This window comes from Vogesella indigofera (assembly GCF_028548395.1).
GTDB lineage: Bacteria > Pseudomonadota > Gammaproteobacteria > Burkholderiales > Chromobacteriaceae > Vogesella > Vogesella indigofera_A.
The window spans coordinates 333602-350806 of the sequence record NZ_JAQQLA010000004.1 but is presented as its reverse complement, the minus strand read 5'-3'; the positions used below and the strand labels follow the sequence as shown (position 1 = coordinate 350806).

Sequence of the window (17205 nt, the reverse complement as noted above, 5' to 3'; positions counted from 1 at the left end):
CAAAAGGGATATATGAAATCTTTATAAAGTGTGCGGCCAACGGACTTCAAATGCAATCCATCTCCTTTGCGTATCGTCAACTGAACGCGTTGATTCTGGGTAAACCGCTACAAATCCGCCTGGCGCTGACCTGCATGCTGGCCGGTGGCCACCTGCTGATCGAGGATGTGCCGGGGGTCGGCAAGACCACGCTGGCGCATGCGCTGGCCGGGGTGCTGGGGTTGGATTACCGCCGCGTGCAGTTCACCAGCGACTTGCTGCCGGCCGACATGCTGGGAGTGAGCCTGTTCCGTCCGGACGAAGGGCGCTTTGAATTCCAGCCGGGGCCGGTGTTTTCGCAGTTGTTGCTGGCCGACGAGATCAACCGCGCCTCGCCCAAGGTGCAGTCGGCGTTGCTGGAGGCGATGGAAGAACGCCAGGTGTCGATCGATGGCCAGACGCACGCGCTGCCCAAACCGTTTTTCGTGATCGCCACCCAGAATCCGGACGGGCAGCTGGGTACCTTCCCGCTGCCGGAGTCGCAGCTGGACCGTTTCCTGATGCGCATCTCACTGGGCTATCCGTCGCCGGAGTCGGAGCGTGCACTGCTGCTGGCCGGCGACCGGCGACAGGCCTTGTCGGCATTGCCGGCGGCGATGAATGCTGGCGAGCTGCTGGCGCTGCAGCAGAAAGCGACACAGGTCACCGTCAGCAGTGCGCTGGCCGACTATGTGCTGGCATTGCTGCTGGCCAGCCGCAAGCGCGAACTGTTCATGCACGGCCTTAGCCCCCGTGCCGGCTTGGCCGTTCTGGCCGCCGCACGTGCCTGGGCGATGCTGGACGGTCGCGACCACGTGCTGCCGGAGGACGTGAAGGCGGTGTTTGTGGCGGCGTGCGCGCATCGCCTGCAGTCGCGGTTGCCGGGCATGAATAGTATTGATGCTGCACAGCGGTTGCTGGACCATGTCCCGCTGGCGTAAGGCGGCATCGTCCTGGATGCTGCGCCGGCTGCCGCGACAGCAGCAGCTGGTGCTGGGGCAGTCGCGCATTTACCTGCTGCCGACCCCATTTGGCTGGGGCCTGCTGCTGGTGGCGTGGGCGGTGTGGATCGGCGCGCTCAACTATGCGGTCAGTCTCGCCTATGTGCTGTCGTTCTGGATCGTGTCTCTGGTGCTGATTGCCGTGGTGCTGGCCTATCGCCAGCTGGCCGGCCTCGCGATCCGTTGCGGGACGGCTGACGATGTGGTGGCCGGCAGCCACGCGCTGTTTCCGCTGCAATTGCAGTGGCCAGAGAGCGAGTCGCGGCTGTTGCACCTCGGCTGGCATGACGAGGCCGGCGGCGTGGTGCTGGACTCCCCCGGTGAGGTGCTGTTGCCACGACTGACGCTGCAGCGTGGCCAGATGACGATACCGCCGCTCCGTGTCTATTCCGAATCGCCACTGGGGCTGGTGCGGGCCTTTGCCTACCTGCGGCTGCAGACACAGGTGTGCGTTTATCCACAGCCCTGCGCCGACGAGCGGGTGGCAGCCAGCCTGCCCGACGGCGGCCAGTCGCGTGAACCGCAACCGGTGCCGGGCGAGTTGTTTTCCCACCTGGTGGCCTGGCAACCGGAGCTGGGTGCCAGGCGCATCGCCTGGAAAGCCTACGCCCGCCGCGGCGTGCTGCTGGCGCGGCGTTTCGAGGAACCGCAAGCGGCGCGGGCGACCTGCCTGCTGGAGTGGTCGGCCTATCCGGAGCAGATGGTGGCCGAGGCCCGCCTGTCGCGGTTGTGCTGGCAGCTGCTGGCGGCGGCACGGCGCGGCGAGGACGTCCTCCTGCGACTGCCGCAGCAGGAGTTGCGACTGACGGCGGGCGAGGTGCGGCCGGGGCTGCGTGCGCTGGCCGGCTTTGGAGTACGCGATGCGCAGTGAACCGCGTCTGGCCCACTTTGCCGTTCTGGCGGCGCTGGCGCTGACCGTGCTGCCGCTGTTCCTGCAGTTGCCGCCGTGGGTGCCTCTGCTATTTTCGCTGCAGCTGGGCGGCCGTGCGTGGCTGGCGTGGCAGGGGCGGCAGCTGCCGCATCGCGTGTGGTTGCTGCTGGCGATGATCGTGCCGGTGCTGCTGCTGTGGCTCAGCCTGCGCACCCTGGTTGGCCGCGAAGGCGGCGTGGCGCTGCTGCTTTTGCTGACCGGATTCAAGGCCTTCGAGACGGTGACGCTGCGCGACTGGCGCGTGCTGCTGGGGCTGGGCTTTTTCCTGGCCGCGACGCCGCTGCTGTTTGACCAGAGCCTGCCGTCGGCCCTGTGGCTGCTGCTGTCGCTGTTCGTGCTGACCTGGGCGATGGTGTTGCTTGCCGGGGTTGACAGCACTACCAGTCCGCGTGCCGCCGCGCAGGCACTGCTGTATGCAATGCCGCTAATGCTGCTGCTGTTTGTTGCCATGCCGCGGCTGCCCGGCCCGCTGTGGAGCATGCCGACAACGGACCAGCGCGCCACCAGCGGCCTCAGTGACAGCCTGGCGCCGGGCAGCATCGGGCAGATGATTCCGTCGCGGGAGCCGGCGTTTACCGCCCAGTTTCGCGGTCGCCAGCCGTCGCGCGAGCAACTGTACTGGCGGGTGATGGTGTTCGACCGCTTCGACGGCGCGCGCTGGACGGTAGGCAGCGTGCCGGACAGCGGCGCCACCGTCCTGGCGCCGGGCGCGGACAGTGAGCTGTCGTACTCTATCACCGCCACGCCGTTCAAGGGCGCGTTGCCGGTGCTGGAGCATGCGGTATGGGTCGGTGAGGGCGTGCAACAGCTTGCCGCCCAGCTGGTACGGCGCATCGATGCCCGCAACGAGGCACGCCTGCGCTACGACGCGCGCAGCGTGGCGCAGGCCGGCTATCCGGCGGCGCTGAGTGCGGAGCAGCGTGCGCACTATCTGCAACTGCCTGCGGCCAACCTTCGTACCCGGCAGCAGGGCGAGTTCTTCGCGCGTCAGTTCCGGGACGAGGCCGGGCGCCTGGTGGCGTTGCGTGCCTGGCTGCAGCAGCAGGGGCTGCGCTATACGCTGTCGCCACCGCTGCTGCAGGGTGATGTGGTTGACGATTTCCTGTTTTCCAGCCGCCAGGGATTCTGCGAGCACTTTGCCTCAGCCTTTGCCACGCTGGCCCGTGCTGCCGGCCTGCCGGCAAGAATCGTGGTCGGCTTTCAGGGCGGCGAATTCAATGCAGGTGGGCAGTTCTGGCTGGTGCGCTCTTCTGATGCCCACGCCTGGACCGAGGTGTGGCTGCAGGGACGCTGGCAGCGGGTGGACCCGACAGCGCTGGTGGCACCGTCGCGCGTCGTCAGTGAGGTTGGCGAGCTGGTGCCGCAGGCGCAGGCGGTGCTGCCGGTGCTGGGGCGCCGTCCGCCGGCCTGGTGGCGCAGCGCCCACGCGCAATGGCAGCGGGCGGGTTTTGTCTGGCAGCAGTGGGTGGTGGATTACGATGCCCGGCGGCAGCAGAGCCTGTTCCAGCGCCTGGGGCTGGGCCGGGTGGGCGTGGGTAGTGTGATGGCGGTGCTGCTGCTGGGTGGTGTGTTACTGGTGTTGCCGTTGCTGTTATGGCTGTTGTGGCGCCGGCCGCCACCGCGCAGCTATCCGGTGCGTGGCTGGCAGCTGCTGGTGCTGCGCCTGCAGCAGGCCGGTGTCACGGCGCAGGCCAGCGATACGCCGACACAGCTGCGCGACAAGGCTGCGCTGCTGGCGCCAGTGTTGCAGCAACAGCTCACGCGCCTGCTCGCGGACTGGCAGCAATGGCGTTACGCCGAGGGGGCCACCGATGCTGATCCGCGCTGGCGTGGCTGGTGGTGGCAGGTGCGCCGTTTCCGGCCGCCAAGGTTGGCCGCAAAAAAACGCACAGGGCGCTAGCACCTGTGCGTGTTGTCGGCCGGCGGCGATCTCAGAGCAGGAAGTCCTTGGAGATGCCCTTGCGGCGCAGGATGCGGCGCAGGTGTTCTAGTGCCTCGATCTGGATCTGGCGCACCCGTTCTCGGGTCAGGCTCAACGTGGCGGCCAGTTCTTCCAGGGTGCAGATCTCGTGGTTGTTGAGGCCGTAGCGACGTTCGATCACCATGCGCTGCTTTTCGGTCAGCTGCGACAGCCATTCATGCACGAAATGCTCGATCTGCACATTGTGCAGCTGCGCGTCCGGTTCCTCGTGCTGCTCGTCGGGGATCGATTCGCCGATCGACAGCATCGGATCGATATCCAGTGGCGCATCCAGTGATGCCATGCGCTCGTTGAGGCTCATCACCTTGCGGACTTCTTCCACCGGCTTGTCGACCAGATGGGCGATTTCGTCCAAGGTCGGTTCGCGGCCGATCTGGCTTTCCAGATGGCGCGAGGCGCGCAGGTAGATGTTGAGTTCCTTGATGACGTGCACCGGCAGGCGGATAGTGCGCGACTGGTTCATGATCGCCCGTTCCACGCTCTGCCGGATCCACCAGGTGGCATAGGTGGAGAAGCGGAAGCCGCGCTCCGGATCGAACTTCTCCAGCGCGTGCATAAGGCCGATGTTGCCTTCCTCGATCAGGTCGAGCAAGGCCAGGCCGCGATTGATGTAGTGCTTGGCAATGTTGACCACCAGCCGCAGATTGTGCTCGATCATCTTCTGCCGGGCGGCAAAATCGCCTTGCACCACGCGGCGCGCCAGCGCCACTTCTTCCGCTGGTGTCAGCAGAGCATTGTTGCCGATATCGTTGAGATAGATCTGGGTGACGTCGGTGACTTCGCTGACTGCCGAGCTGACACTGCTTTCCTCGGCCTCAACGGCTTCCTTGGCTTCCGCCTCCTGCTCTACCTCTTCATCCAGCACTTCTTCAAGTAGTTCCAGATCATCGCTCATGATGCTTTCCCCCGCTTGCAGTTACCCCGATGCAGGGGAGTCCCTGCTAGGGTTTAGCTTCCAGAAACTTGCTCGGGTCTACCGGCTTGCCCATTTCCCGGATCTCGAAATGGAGTTTTACTTGATCTGCGTCGGTATCACCCATTTCGGCAATTTTCTGGCCTTTCTTGACCGCTTGTCCTTCTTTGACCACCAATGCGCTGTTGTGTGCGTAGGCTGACAAATAAGTCTTGTCGTGGCGGATGATGATCAGCTTGCCATAACCGCGCAGGCCGCTGCCACTGTAGACCACCTTACCGTCGTTGGCTGCCATCACCGGCTGTCCCAGTTTGCCGCTGATGTTGATGCCCTTGTTTTGCTCCGAGAAACCCCGGAGCACCTTGCCCTGCGTAGGCCACTGCCACTGGTTGCCTGTCGCGGCCGCGGTTTCCGGGCGGCTGCTGTCGACTGTCGGAGCCGCCGTGGCCGGAGTTGTCGTGCCGATAACCTTTGGTGGCAGCTTATCTTGTGGCGATTTCTCCTGTGGTGCCGGCGGCTTGCTGCCACTGCTGCCCTCAGCCAATTGAGGCAGCTGTTTGTTTGCATTCTCCGAATATGGCAGCTTCAATGCCTTCGGATGTTGTTTCAGCGTCTCGTTACCGTTTTTGGCGCCGCTGCTGACCGTATTGCTTGCCGTTGCCACTTCGACTGGTGGCTTGGTCACCGTCACCGGGGCGGCGCCGCCGGGTGGCGTCAGGCGCAGAGTCTGGCCAACCTTGATGTTGTAGCCATCCAGATTATTCCATTCCGCCAGATCCTGATAGCGCAGACCATTATTAACCGCAATGCGGTACAGCGTTTCGCCGGCCTGGACCTGGTGTGTGCTGCCGGCAGTCGGCGTATTCGCCTTCGGCAGTGAGCCCAGCCGGATCGGGCTGCTCTGCGTGCCGGTCGCTACCGGGCCGCTATTGGTGGCTTTACTGCCGCTGGCGGTGCTGCCGAGAATGCTGGCCTGACCGGCCACAATCGGTGCCGGTGTTGGGCTGCTGGTGGCGCAGGCGGCCAACAGCAGCGGCAGGGCGAAAGGCAACGGTTGGATCAGTTTAAATACATGCTTGTACATTGGCTTGAAGATGTTATATGCCAGTTCTGAGCTGGCTGTAAATTGTCTGACAATCTGGCTGGCGCGTGTTGTTGCGTTTGTGCCCTGCATCATTGCTTGCCGGGTAGCAGCGGCACAAAACGGACGGCTTCCAGCCGGGTTTCCTGAATTGCGGTGGCGGTCTTTTCGTACAGCCACAGGTGCTGCTCCTGATCGCCGATCGGCAACACCAGCCGGCCTCCGGTTGCCAGCTGTGGCAGCAGCGCCGGCGGGACCTGGCGGGCGGCAGCGGTCATGATGATGCCGTCAAACGGCGCCACATCGGGCAGGCCCTGGTGGCCGTCACCATGAACCAATCTGGCATGGACCAGCTTGGCATTGCGAAGGTTCAGCCGTGCCTTGTCGAGGATGCCGGACAGGCGCTCAACGGAATAGACCTGGGCGCCGGTTTTCAGCAGCACGGCCGTCTGGTAGCCGCAGCCGGTGCCGATCTCCAGGATCTTGCCGGGGCTGCTGCGTCCTTCCAGCAGCTTTTCGGTCATGCGTGCCACCGTCAGCGGCTGTGAAATGGTCTGTCCCTGCCCGATCGGCAGCGACACGTCGTCGTAGGCGCGGGTTGCCAGTGCCTGGTCGATGAACAGGTGGCGCGGCACCTCGTACATCGCCGCCAGTACCCGCTCGTCGCGTATGCCCTGCTGGCGCAGGCGCTCGATCATGCGCAGGCGTGTGCGTTCGGAAATCATGCCGTAGCTGCCCTGGGCAACGCTTACTGGTTGAGCCATGTGCGGATGAATCCCATTTGTTCGCTGGCAGTCAGGTCTATCATCAGCGGCGTGACCGAAATCCGGTTATGGCGAATGGCGTGGAAATCGGTGCCGGCACCGGCGTCCTGCTCCAGGCCGACCGGGCCGACCCAGTACACGGTGTCGCCGCGCGGATTCTTGCCGGCAATCACCGGCTCGGCATGGTGGCGGCGGCCGAGGCGGGTGACCTCGATCTGCTGCAGCTGTGCTACCGGCACGTCGGGGACATTAACGTTCAGCAGTACCGGGTGGGTAAACGGTGTCTTGAGGATGTTGGCCATCAGCAGGTCGACGGCATGGCAGGCGCTGGCGAAGTGCTGGTGCTTGCCTGCCAGCGAAACGGCGACCGCCGGAATGCCGAGCAGGAAGGCTTCGGTGGCGGCGGCAACGGTGCCCGAGTACAGCGTGTCGTCACCCATGTTCGGGCCGTGGTTGATGCCGGAGAACACCATGTCCGGCTTGAAATCGAGAAAGCCGGTGACGGCGACGTGCACGCAGTCGGTAGGGGTGCCGTTAACGTAGTAGTAGCCGGACGCAGCCTGTTTCACGCTCAGCGGCCGGTCCAGCGTCAGCGAGTTACTGGCGCCGCTGCGGTCGCGCTCCGGTGCTACGACCACCACCTCGCCGTATTTGGCCAGGGTGCTGGCCAGGGCCGCGATCCCCGGCGAGAAATAACCATCATCATTGCTAACAAGAAATTTCATGGCAACCTTCCATCCAGACCATCCGATTGTATCTGCGTATGCTGGTGGCGCAAAATTTCTCTGTCCGGTCGACACGGCCGCCGGCGCAGAATGAAAAAGGGCCGGCGTATGGCCGGCCCGGTGTGCTGCATTGTGCTATTGCTCAGGCGTAGTAGCGCTGGCTGAAGTCGAGCATGCGTTCGATCGGCAGTCTGGCGGCGTCCATCTCGGCCTGGCTCAGGTAGTCGATGCGGGTGCCGAGGCCTTGCTGCGCGCGCTTGACCGCTTCGATGGTGTTCATCTTCATGTACGGACAGGAGTTGCACTGGCAGCCGGCGTAGATCGGCGCCTGGCGGATGTCCAATTCCGGGCGGGCGAGGCGCATGTTGTAGAGGATGCCGTCTTCGGTGGCGACAAAGATCACGTCGCTGACCGCGCCGTCATAAGCCTTGATCCAGTTGAGCATGCCGGAGGTGGAACCGACGTACTGTGCACGCTTGAGCACCGGCAGCGGGCTCTCCGGATGGGCAATCAGGTAGGCCTTGCTGTTGACCGCTTCCAGCGCCTCGTTGAGCGCGGCCTCGTTGAACTTGTCGTGCACCTCGCACACCGCAGACCACAGCGGCATGTCGTAGCCGTACTGGTAGTTGAGGTAGCCGCCCATGTTGCGGTCCGGCGAGAAGATGACTTTTTTGCCTTGCTGGTACAGGTGGGCAATGATGTCATCGACGTTGCGGCTGGTGACGATCCAGTCAGACAGTGCCTTGTGCGCGGCCGAGGAGTTGATATAGGACACGTGCACGTGATCGGGGTGGCTCTCGCGCCACTGGCGCAGGGCCTCGACATCGGTCTGCGTCACCAGCGAACAGGTGGAGCCGGCGTCTGGCAGGATCACTTCGGCTTGCGGATTCAGGATTTTTGCCGTCTCGGCCATGAAGCGCACACCGGCGAAGACGATAATGTCGGCTTTGGATTCGCGCGCGAACAAGGACAGCTCTAGGCTGTCTCCCACCTTGTCGGCCATTTGCTGGATTTCGGGCTGGGTGTAGTAGTGCGCAAGTGTGACGACGCGTTTAGACATGATAGCAATCCCCGGCGCGGGCGTGGGCCCTAGCTGTTGGCGTTGATTCTTGATGCGGCGCAACAAAAATGCAGCGCCAAACAGGGAAGATTAGCAATAATGATCGCGCGGCGCTACTGTTGAGATGCGTTGTATGCCGTAGGCAAGTAGCAGCTGTATCTTTACACATCTGCAATGGCAACCGGCGGCCGGTAGCGCCACTCAGGCCGGAAAACCTCTGTCCATCAGGATGGCAAAACTATGAAACCGCACTATCTGACCCCGTTGTTCTCTCCCCGCAATGTCGCCGTGATCGGCGCCAGCGATACGCCCGGCTCGGTGGGGCAGGCGGTGTTTGCCAACCTGCTGGCCGGCAACTTCCAGGGCAAGCTGTATCCGGTCAACCTCAATCACCGCATCGTCGGCGGCATTGCCGCCACCCCGTCGGTGCGGCTGATCGAAGGGCCGATCGATCTGGCGGTGGTGACCACGGCGTTGCGCGGGTTGCCGGCCATCGTCAAGGATTGCGGCAAGAAGGGGGTCAAGGCGATCCTGCTGGCCAAGGATTTCTCCGATTCGGAAGACGTGGAGCGCGCGGCGATGGACGAGGCGCGCTCGCTGGCGCGCCACTACGGCATCCGCATCCTCGGCCCCAATGTGCTGGGCCTGATGCGGCCGGTGGCCGGCTTCAATGCCAGCAACTACAACAGCAGGGTGAAGGCGGGCAATCTGGCGCTGGTGTCGCAGTCCTCGGCGCTGTGCACCGCGATGCTGGACTGGGCCGACAGCAAGGGCATCGGCTTTTCCAGCGTGGTGTCGGTCGGCGAGGCGCTGGACGTCGAGTTCGGCGAAATCCTCGACTACCTGATTGCCGACAATTTCACCCAGGGCATCCTGTTGCATGTGCACCACGTCCACGATTCGCGCCGCTTCATGAGCGCGCTGCGGGCGGCCGCGCGGACCAAGCCGGTGGTGGTGGTGAAGTCGGGGCGCTACGAGGACGACGTGATCGGCGTCACCCACTCCTCGAACATGGTCGAAAGCGGCGACGTGTTCGATGCCGCGCTGTCGCGGGCCGGTGTGCTGCGGGTGGCCACCATCGCGCAGCTGTTTACCGCGGCCAAGGTGCTTGCGGCCAACTATCGCGTCACCGGCAAGCGCCTGGCGATCGTCACCAACGGCATCGGCCCCGGCGTGCTGGCGGCCGACAGTGCCTATATGTACGGCGTGGAGCTGGCCAAGCTGTCTGCCGCCAGTCTCGACCTGCTCAACGAGTCCTTGCCGCGCAACTGGTCCGGCAGCAACCCGGTCGACATCATCGGTGACGCCAGCCCGGTGCGCTTCCGTACCGCGGTCAAGGTCTGCCTCGACGATCCCAATGTCGACGGCGTGCTGGTGATCTTCACGCCGCAGGCCGGCACCGACCACCTGACCACCGCGCAGCTGATGGTCGGCTTGCAGCGCGAGAGCAACAAGCCGCTGTTCCTGTCGTGGCTGGGCGATGCCAAGGTGTCGGAGAGCCGCGAGCTGTTTTCCAAGTCCAAGTGCGCACATTTCCGCGCGCCGGAGTTCGCCATCGAGGTGTTCCGCAACCTGGCCTCCTACCACCAGAACCAGCAGTTGCTGCTGCAGACGCCGGGGCCGCTGGAAGGCGAGCGGCTGGTGCCGGACGTGCTCAGCGCCCGCGCGGTGATCGCCACGGCGCAGGCGGAAGGGCGCAGCATCCTGTCGGAGCGTGAATCGAAGGCGGTACTGGCCGCCTTCAACATCCCGGTCAACCCGACAAGGTTGGCCGCAAGCGAGGACGAGGCGGTGCGCTACGCCGCCGAGATCGGTTACCCGGTGGTGCTGAAGATCGACTCGCCGGACATCATCTACAAGTCGGATGTCGGTGGCGTCGAACTCAATATCAGCAACGAAACCACGCTGCGCGACGCCTATCGCGGCATCATCGGCCGCACGCTGCAGGCGCGGCCGGAGGCGAAGATCGTCGGCATCTCGGTGCAGCCGATGCGCAAGCGCCGCTTTGCCCGCGAGCTGATGGTGGGCGTGACCCACGATGCCTCGTTCGGGCCGGTGATCACCTTCGGCGCCGGCGGGATCGCGGTCGAAGTGATGCAGGACCGCGCCTTGAGCCTGCCGCCGGTCAACCACTATCTGGTGGAGCGGATGATCGACAAGACTCGCATCGGCAAGATACTCGGCCCGTTCAAGAACATGCCGGGCATCGACATGGAGGCGCTGAAGAATATCGTGCTGCACGTGTCGGAGCTGGTGTGCGAATTGCCGGAAGTGCGCGAGATGGACATCAATCCGCTGATGGCGGACGAGTCCGGCGTGGTGGCGCTGGACGCGCGCATCATCGTGCAGCCGCAACCGCAGGGCAAACCCTACGGCCACATGGCGATCATGCCGTACCCGGTACACATCGTGCACTGCGCGCTGCTGAAGGACGGCACCACGGTGATGATCCGGCCGGTGCGTCCGGAGGATGCGCAGATGCAGCAGGAATTTGTGCGCAACCTGTCCGAGGAAAGCCGTTACAACCGTTATATGTCCAGTATCAAGCAGCTGTCGCAGAGCATGCTGGTACGCTTCACCCAGCTCGACTACGACCGCGAGATGGCGCTGGCGATGGTGCGCCAGACCGATGACGGCGAAGAGCAGCTGGCAGTGGCGCGCTACATTACCGACCCCGACAACGAGAGCTGCGAGTTTGCGCTGGAGGTGGCCGACTCGTGGCAGGGCAAGGGCATCGGCGTGACCCTGATGCAGGCGCTGTTCGACGCGGCGCGCGAACAGGGGCTGAAAACCATGGTCGGCGAGGTGCTGGCCGGCAACAAGGGCATGCTGAAACTGATGGCGCGGCTGGGGTTTGTGGTGACCACGCATCCGGAAGACCGGGCGCTGACCATCGTGACCAAAGACCTGCAGGGCGAGGCGACGGTGAAGTCCCTGCAATAAGCGCTTGCGGTATAAGGGAAAAGTGCCATAAAATCGGAAGCTTTTCTACGATTCCGTAATTTTAAGGACAATCGACAATGGTAGTGATTCGTCTTGCACGTGGTGGCTCTAAAAACCGCCCGTTCTACAGCGTGGTAGTAACTGATTCCCGCAGCCGTCGTGATGGCCGCTTCATCGAGCGCGTTGGTTTCTACAACCCGGTCGCCAACGAGAAGGAAGAGCGTGTTCGCCTGTCCATGGACCGTCTGAACTACTGGATCGGTACTGGCGCACAAGTATCTGATTCCGTTGCAAAACTGCTGAAAGAGCAGCCAAAAGCCGCTTGATCTCCGTTGATCTGCCAATAACGGAGCCTGAGCGCATGCGTGATGATGATCTGGCAATAATGGGTTTTGTCCGCGGCGCGTTTGGTGTTCGTGGCTGGATCAAGGTACACGCGGATACCCAGTTCGCTGACAGCCTGTTTGACTACCCGGTCTGGTGGATCGGCAAGGAAAACGACTGGAAGCCTTTTACGTTCAAGGACGGGGCGGTGCAGCCAAAGAACTTGGTGGCACAGCTGGAAGGAGTCACTGGGCGTGAACAGGCTGAGGCGATGCGTGGCCTGAAAGTTGCAGTACCCAAGGTGGAGTTGCCGCCTGCCGAAGATGGCGAATATTACTGGTCGGACCTGATCGGTATGGACGTCATCAATGCGGAAGGCCTCTGTCTGGGCAAGGTTGTGGACCTGATGGAAACCGGCGCCAATGACGTGCTGGTAATCAGCGGTGAACACGGCCAGATCCTGATCCCGTTTGTGGCTGCCTATGTCGGCGATGTCGACACGCAGAACAAGCAGATCAAGGTCGAGTGGGGGCTGGACTACTGATGCAGCTTGATGCGGTATCACTGTTCCCCGAAATGTTTGATGCCATCACCCGCTACGGGGTCACCCGTCGGGCGCTGGAACAATCGATCTGGCAGTTCTCGGCGTGGAATCCGCGTGATTTCACTACCGACAGTTACAAGACGATCGACGATCGCCCTTACGGCGGCGGCCCCGGAATGGTCATGATGGCCAATCCGCTGGAGCAGGCCATTGCGGCCGCGAAAGCCAGGCAGCAGCAGCAAGGTGTCGAACGCAGTCATGTCGTGTACCTGTCGCCGCAGGGGCAGCCGCTGACGCACCAGCGGGTGGCGAGTCTGGCCGCAATGCCGGGCCTGATCCTGTTGTGCGGGCGTTACGAAGGCATCGACGAGCGCTTGATCGACCAGGAGGTCGATGAAGAGATTTCGGTCGGTGACTACGTGCTGTCCGGTGGTGAATTGCCGGCGATGATCGTGATGGATGCGGTGGTACGGCTGTTGCCGGGTGTGCTCAATGACATGCAGTCCGCCTACGAAGACTCTTTCGTGGATGGCCTGCTGGATTGCCCGCACTACACGCGCCCGGAAGAATATCGGGGTGTCCGGGTGCCAGAGATTCTGCTCTCCGGTAACCATGCCCTGATCGCCAAATGGCGGCTGAAGCAGTCTCTCGGACGCACCTGGTTGCGCCGGCCGGACTTGCTGAAAGACCGCATTTTGACAAAACAGGAATCTCGGCTGCTGACGGAGTTTCAGCAGGAACAAGATTCCCTGAAAAACAAGGAGTAGCAACATGAATCTGATCCAGCAACTGGAACAGGAAGAAATCGCTCGTCTGGGCAAGACTTTCCCTGAATTTGCACCTGGCGACACCGTTGTCGTGCAAGTCAAGGTTAAGGAAGGTACCCGTGAGCGTCTGCAGGCTTACGAAGGTGTTGTGATCGCTCGCAGCAACCGTGGTCTGAACAGCTCTTTCATCGTGCGCAAACTGTCCGCCGGTGAAGGCGTTGAGCGTACCTTCCAGCTGTACTCCCCGCTGATGGCTTCCATCGAAGTGAAGCGTCGCGGTGACGTACGTCGTGCCAAGCTGTACTACCTGCGTGGTCGTACCGGCAAGTCCGCACGTATCAAGGAAAAGCTGCCAAACCGCAAGTAATCTACTTGCGAAGGCTTTGCCTCAAGAAAGCGCCAGCCTGTTGCTGGCGCTTTTTTCATGTCGGTACGCAATAAGAAATCATGGCACAGCAAACACAGTCCGCATCCTCCGCGCCGGCACTGGACGGCTTTCTCGATCACCTCTGGCTGCTGGATAACCTGTCGCTGAACACGCTGGCCGCCTACCGCCGCGATCTGGGGCGGGTGCACGAGTTACTGCAGGTGCAAGGCAGCACCTTGGAGGAGGCCGATACCCCGGCGCTGGAACAGGTGATGCTGGCGCTGATCGAGGTCGACAAGCCGGCGACCCGTGCGCGGCGCTTGTCGGCGGTGCGGCGCTATTACCAGTACCTGTGTCAGCAGCAACTGCGCGACGATGACCCGGCGGCCAGGCTGCAGGCGCCGCGGTTGGGGCTGCGCCTGCCGACCTCGCTGTCGGAGCAGCATGTAGAGGCGCTGTTGCAGGCGCCGGATTGCGAGGCGCCGCTCGGGTTGCGCGACCGTGCGCTGATGGAGGTGCTGTACGCTACCGGGCTGCGCATCAGCGAGCTGGTCGGCCTGACGTTGGGTCAGCTGTATCTCAACGACGGCTATCTGCGCGTGGTCGGCAAGGGCAACAAGGAGCGGCTGGTGCCGCTGGGCGAGGTGGCCGAGGACTGGCTGCGGCGCTATCTGGCGGAGGCGCGCACGCTGATCCTGGGGGCGCATCGCTGCGATGCGGTGTTTGTCAGCCGTCGCAAGCAGGCGCTGACACGGCAGATGGCCTGGGTGCTGATCACACGCTACGCGCGGCAGGCGCAGTTGCCGCCATTGAGTCCGCATACCCTGCGGCATGCCTTCGCCACCCACTTGGTCAACCACGGCGCCGACCTGCGCGTGGTGCAGTTGCTGCTCGGTCATGCCAGCCTGTCCACCACCCAGATCTACACCCATGTCGCACGCGAGCGTCTGAAGGCCCTGCACCTGGCTCATCACCCGCGCGGCTAAGCGCCACTAACAAAACCCCTGATCCTGCGTTGCGCCTCCTTGCCGTACTACTTGTACTGTCTGCGTCGGCGCGCCTTGGTTCAGGTGCTCTGCGAGGTTTTGTTAGCGGCTCTAAGGTTGGCCGCAGGCAAGAAAAAACCCCGCGTCGTGACGCGGGGTTGTGCTTTGGACGTCAGCCTCAGGCAACGTCGGCGGTTTCCTCGAAGCTCAGCTGGACCTTCTCCGCGTCGTCGATGTCCACCGTCACCTCGCCGCCATTGGCCAGGCGACCGAACAGCAGCTCGTCGGCCAGCGCCTTGCGGATCATGTCCTGGATCAGGCGTGCCATCGGGCGGGCGCCCATCAGCGGATCGAAGCCCTTCTTCGCCAGGTAGGCGCGCAGCTCGTCGGAGAAGTGGACCTCCACTTTCTTCTCTTGCAGCTGCTGTTCCAGTTGCATTAGGAACTTGTCCACCACCTGCAGGATGATCTGCTCGTCCAGCATGCGGAACGGGATGGTGGCATCCAGCCGGTTGCGGAATTCCGGGCTGAACAGGCGCTTGATGTCCGCCATTTCGTCCCCAGCCTGCTTGCTGTTGGTGAAGCCCATGCTCGGCTTGGCCAGCGCTTCGGCGCCGGCGTTGGTGGTCATGATGATCACCACGTTACGGAAGTCGGCCTTGCGCCCGTTGTTGTCGGTCAGCTTGCCGTGGTCCATCACCTGTAGCAGCACGTTGAAGATGTCCGGATGCGCCTTCTCGATTTCGTCCAGCAGCAGCACCGCGTACGGTTGCTTGTTGATGGCCTCGGTCAGTAGGCCGCCCTGTTCGAAGCCGACGTAGCCCGGTGGTGCACCGATCAGGCGCGATACCGCATGGCGCTCCATGTATTCCGACATGTCGAAGCGGATCAGCTCGACGCCGAGGAAGTAGGCCAGCTGTTTCGCCACTTCGGTCTTGCCGACGCCGGTCGGGCCGGAGAACAGGAAGGAGCCGATCGGTTTCTGCGGATTGCCGAGGCCGGAGCGTGCCATCTTGATGGCGCTGGTCAGCGCCTCGATCGCCTTCTCCTGGCCGAATACCACGTTCTTCAGGTCGCGGTCGAGGTTCTTCAGCACGTTGCGGTCATCGCTGGAGATGGTCTTCGGAGGAATGCGCGCGATCTTGGCGATGATTTCCTCGATCTCGGACTTGTTGATCACCTTTTTCTGGCGCGACTTCGGCAGGATCTTCTGCGCGGCGCCGGCTTCGTCGATCACGTCGATCGCCTTGTCCGGCAGATGACGGTCGTTGATGTAGCGTGCGGACAGCTCGGCGGCGGTCGTCAGCGCCGATACGGTGTACTTCACGCCGTGGTGCTCTTCGAAGCGGCTCTTCAGCCCCTTGAGGATTTCCACGGTCTGTTCCACCGTAGGTTCCACCACGTCGATCTTCTGGAAGCGGCGCGACAGCGCGCTGTCCTTCTCGAAGATACCGCGGAACTCGGTGTAGGTGGTGGCGCCGATGCAGCGCAGGCTGCCGTTGGACAGCGCCGGCTTCAGCAGGTTGGACGCGTCCAGCGTGCCGCCGGAGGCGGAGCCGGCACCGATCAGGGTGTGGATCTCGTCAATGAACAGGATCGCGCCCTTGTCTTCCGACAGCTGCTTGATCACCTGCTTCAGTCGTTGTTCGAAGTCGCCGCGATACTTGGTGCCGGCGAGCAGGGCGCCCATGTCCAGCGAGTAGACGGTTGCCGTGGCCAGTACTTCCGGTACGTCGCCACCGACGATGCGTCGCGCCAGACCTTCGGCGATGGCGGTCTTGCCGACTCCGGCCTCGCCGACCAGCAACGGGTTGTTCTTGCGGCGGCGGCACAGGATCTGGATCACGCGCTCGACTTCACTGGCACGGCCGATCAGCGGGTCGATCTTGCCGTCACGGGCCAGCTGGTTCAGGTTCTGGGTATAGCTCTCCAGCGCCCGGCCAGGGTTGGCCGCGGCTTCTTCCTGGTCGGCATCATTGTTTTCGCTGTGCTCGCTGCTGCCAGCTCCGCTGGCTTTCGGGCTTTGCTTGGTGATGCCGTGCGAGATGAAGTTGACCACATCCAGGCGCGAGGTTCCCTGCTGGTGCAGGTAGTACACGGCATGGGAGTCCTTTTCGCCGAAGATCGCCACCAGGATGTTGGCGCCGGTGACTTCTTTCTTGCCGGAGGACTGCACGTGCAGGATGGCGCGCTGGATCACGCGCTGGAAGCCGAGCGTGGGCTGGGTTTCCACTTCGTTGTCACCCGGGACGATCGGGGTGTGTTCGTCGATGAAATCGCCCAGCTGTTTCTTCAGCTGTTCGATATTGGCGCCGCATGCGCGCAACACTTCGGCAGCAGACGGATTGTCTGTCATCGCCAGCAGCAGATGCTCAACGCTGATGAGTTCATGCCGCTTGCGCCGTGCCTCCATAAATGCCATGTGCAGGCTTACTTCCAGTTCTTGGGCAATCATCAGTTTTCCTCCATGACACACTGCAGCGGTTGCTGGTGCGCCCGTGCGTGCTGCGAAACTTGTTCAACTTTGGTCGCGGCGACATCTTTAGTATAAACACCGCAAACGCCTTTGCCTTCTGTATGTACCTGCAACATGACGCGTGTTGCCTTGGTCTCGTCCATGTAAAAAAACTGCTGCAACACGGCGACCACAAAATCCATCGGGGTAAAGTCGTCGTTCAGCAGCAAGACCTTGTACAGGGGGGGCGGGGCCGTCTTGCTGCGGGACGCCTTGAGCGTCGTGTCATCCTGATACTGCGTAGACATGTGGGCTTTCTACTAATTCATGCTTGCTTGAAGTTTG

At 62.8% G+C, this 17205-nt stretch carries 16 protein-coding genes; 9 read left to right on the top strand and 7 right to left on the bottom strand.

Going from position 1 to position 17205, the window contains the following annotated elements:
• The first annotated feature begins 50 nt into the window (after window positions 1-50).
• From PQU89_RS07380 to PQU89_RS07370, 3 genes are read left to right on the top strand one after another with little or no spacing between them, the layout of a single operon-like run.
• Window positions 51-959 (top strand): AAA family ATPase, encoded by a 909-nt coding sequence (locus tag PQU89_RS07380; protein ID WP_272765263.1) that lies wholly within the window; start codon window positions 51-53, stop codon window positions 957-959.
• Window positions 943-1890: a DUF58 domain-containing protein gene (locus PQU89_RS07375; RefSeq protein WP_272765262.1), complete on the top strand. Its 948-nt coding sequence runs from the start codon at window positions 943-945 to the stop codon at window positions 1888-1890. Before PQU89_RS07380 ends, PQU89_RS07375 begins: the two co-directional genes overlap by 17 nt.
• A complete protein-coding gene (locus tag PQU89_RS07370) occupies window positions 1880-3850 on the top strand; it encodes a transglutaminase TgpA family protein (RefSeq protein ID WP_272765261.1) in 1971 nt (656 codons plus the stop codon). The genes PQU89_RS07375 and PQU89_RS07370 overlap by 11 nt, the downstream gene beginning before the upstream one ends.
• A gap of 31 nt (window positions 3851-3881) precedes the next feature.
• On the opposite strand, the gene rpoS is transcribed toward PQU89_RS07370, so the two are convergent.
• The 5 genes from rpoS to nadA all read right to left on the bottom strand — a co-directional run bounded on the left by rpoS (window position 3882) and on the right by nadA (window position 8474).
• A complete protein-coding gene (rpoS, locus tag PQU89_RS07365; RefSeq protein ID WP_047966738.1) occupies window positions 3882-4826 on the bottom strand; it encodes an RNA polymerase sigma factor RpoS in 945 nt (314 codons plus the stop codon).
• Between the two features lie 46 nt (window positions 4827-4872).
• Window positions 4873-6021 (bottom strand): peptidoglycan DD-metalloendopeptidase family protein, encoded by a 1149-nt coding sequence (locus tag PQU89_RS07360; RefSeq protein WP_272765260.1) that lies wholly within the window; start codon window positions 6019-6021, stop codon window positions 4873-4875.
• On the bottom strand, window positions 6018-6689 hold the full coding sequence (locus tag PQU89_RS07355) for a protein-L-isoaspartate(D-aspartate) O-methyltransferase (protein ID WP_047966736.1): 672 nt from the start codon (window positions 6687-6689) through the stop codon (window positions 6018-6020). The genes PQU89_RS07360 and PQU89_RS07355 overlap by 4 nt, the downstream gene beginning before the upstream one ends.
• Window positions 6674-7414, bottom strand: coding sequence for a 5'/3'-nucleotidase SurE (gene surE, locus PQU89_RS07350; protein ID WP_272765259.1), 741 nt, complete (start codon window positions 7412-7414; stop codon window positions 6674-6676). Before surE ends, PQU89_RS07355 begins: the two co-directional genes overlap by 16 nt.
• Before the next feature lie 142 nt (window positions 7415-7556).
• Entirely contained in the window at window positions 7557-8474 is a 918-nt protein-coding gene (gene nadA, locus PQU89_RS07345; protein ID WP_272765258.1) for a quinolinate synthase NadA, read from the bottom strand.
• Window positions 8475-8714: 240 nt separating this feature from the next.
• Here nadA and PQU89_RS07340 point away from each other — a divergent pair, with 240 nt between their 5' ends.
• The 6 genes from PQU89_RS07340 (at window position 8715) to xerD (ending at window position 14405) form a co-directional block, all read left to right on the top strand.
• Window positions 8715-11417 (top strand): bifunctional acetate--CoA ligase family protein/GNAT family N-acetyltransferase, encoded by a 2703-nt coding sequence (locus PQU89_RS07340; RefSeq protein ID WP_272765257.1) that lies wholly within the window; start codon window positions 8715-8717, stop codon window positions 11415-11417.
• 77 nt (window positions 11418-11494) lie between these two features.
• Window positions 11495-11743, top strand: coding sequence for a 30S ribosomal protein S16 (gene rpsP / locus PQU89_RS07335; protein ID WP_047966732.1), 249 nt, complete (start codon window positions 11495-11497; stop codon window positions 11741-11743).
• A 35-nt stretch (window positions 11744-11778) separates the two neighbouring features.
• Entirely contained in the window at window positions 11779-12285 is a 507-nt protein-coding gene (rimM, locus tag PQU89_RS07330; protein WP_272765256.1) for a ribosome maturation factor RimM, read from the top strand.
• Entirely contained in the window at window positions 12285-13052 is a 768-nt protein-coding gene (gene trmD, locus PQU89_RS07325) for a tRNA (guanosine(37)-N1)-methyltransferase TrmD (protein WP_120810434.1), read from the top strand. The genes rimM and trmD overlap by 1 nt, the downstream gene beginning before the upstream one ends.
• A gap of 4 nt (window positions 13053-13056) precedes the next feature.
• Window positions 13057-13419, top strand: a complete 363-nt coding sequence (gene rplS / locus PQU89_RS07320) for a 50S ribosomal protein L19 (protein WP_047966729.1) — start codon at window positions 13057-13059, stop codon at window positions 13417-13419.
• Between the two features lie 80 nt (window positions 13420-13499).
• Window positions 13500-14405, top strand: coding sequence for a site-specific tyrosine recombinase XerD (gene xerD / locus PQU89_RS07315; protein ID WP_272765255.1), 906 nt, complete (start codon window positions 13500-13502; stop codon window positions 14403-14405).
• 178 nt (window positions 14406-14583) lie between these two features.
• Here xerD and clpA read toward each other — a convergent pair whose 3' ends face one another.
• A complete protein-coding gene (gene clpA / locus PQU89_RS07310; protein WP_272765254.1) occupies window positions 14584-16860 on the bottom strand; it encodes an ATP-dependent Clp protease ATP-binding subunit ClpA in 2277 nt (758 codons plus the stop codon).
• Window positions 16860-17168, bottom strand: a complete 309-nt coding sequence (gene clpS, locus PQU89_RS07305) for an ATP-dependent Clp protease adapter ClpS (protein ID WP_047966726.1) — start codon at window positions 17166-17168, stop codon at window positions 16860-16862. Before clpS ends, clpA begins: the two co-directional genes overlap by 1 nt.
• Window positions 17169-17205: the final 37 nt, after the last annotated feature.

Excerpts from the sequence above, each read along its gene's own strand:
- PQU89_RS07380 (WP_272765263.1), top strand. The coding sequence starts at position 51 with ATGCAATCCATCTCCTTTGCGTATCGTCAACTGAACGCGTTGATTCTG.
- PQU89_RS07375 (WP_272765262.1), top strand. The coding sequence starts at position 943 with ATGTCCCGCTGGCGTAAGGCGGCATCGTCCTGGATGCTGCGCCGGCTG.
- PQU89_RS07370 (WP_272765261.1), top strand. The coding sequence starts at position 1,880 with ATGCGCAGTGAACCGCGTCTGGCCCACTTTGCCGTTCTGGCGGCGCTG.
- rpoS (WP_047966738.1), bottom strand. The coding sequence starts at position 4,826 with ATGAGCGATGATCTGGAACTACTTGAAGAAGTGCTGGATGAAGAGGTA.
- PQU89_RS07360 (WP_272765260.1), bottom strand. The coding sequence starts at position 6,021 with ATGATGCAGGGCACAAACGCAACAACACGCGCCAGCCAGATTGTCAGA.
- PQU89_RS07355 (WP_047966736.1), bottom strand. The coding sequence starts at position 6,689 with ATGGCTCAACCAGTAAGCGTTGCCCAGGGCAGCTACGGCATGATTTCC.
- surE (WP_272765259.1), bottom strand. The coding sequence starts at position 7,414 with ATGAAATTTCTTGTTAGCAATGATGATGGTTATTTCTCGCCGGGGATC.
- nadA (WP_272765258.1), bottom strand. The coding sequence starts at position 8,474 with ATGTCTAAACGCGTCGTCACACTTGCGCACTACTACACCCAGCCCGAA.
- PQU89_RS07340 (WP_272765257.1), top strand. The coding sequence starts at position 8,715 with ATGAAACCGCACTATCTGACCCCGTTGTTCTCTCCCCGCAATGTCGCC.
- rpsP (WP_047966732.1), top strand. The coding sequence starts at position 11,495 with ATGGTAGTGATTCGTCTTGCACGTGGTGGCTCTAAAAACCGCCCGTTC.
- rimM (WP_272765256.1), top strand. The coding sequence starts at position 11,779 with ATGCGTGATGATGATCTGGCAATAATGGGTTTTGTCCGCGGCGCGTTT.
- trmD (WP_120810434.1), top strand. The coding sequence starts at position 12,285 with ATGCAGCTTGATGCGGTATCACTGTTCCCCGAAATGTTTGATGCCATC.
- rplS (WP_047966729.1), top strand. The coding sequence starts at position 13,057 with ATGAATCTGATCCAGCAACTGGAACAGGAAGAAATCGCTCGTCTGGGC.
- xerD (WP_272765255.1), top strand. The coding sequence starts at position 13,500 with ATGGCACAGCAAACACAGTCCGCATCCTCCGCGCCGGCACTGGACGGC.
- clpA (WP_272765254.1), bottom strand. The coding sequence starts at position 16,860 with ATGATTGCCCAAGAACTGGAAGTAAGCCTGCACATGGCATTTATGGAG.
- clpS (WP_047966726.1), bottom strand. The coding sequence starts at position 17,168 with ATGTCTACGCAGTATCAGGATGACACGACGCTCAAGGCGTCCCGCAGC.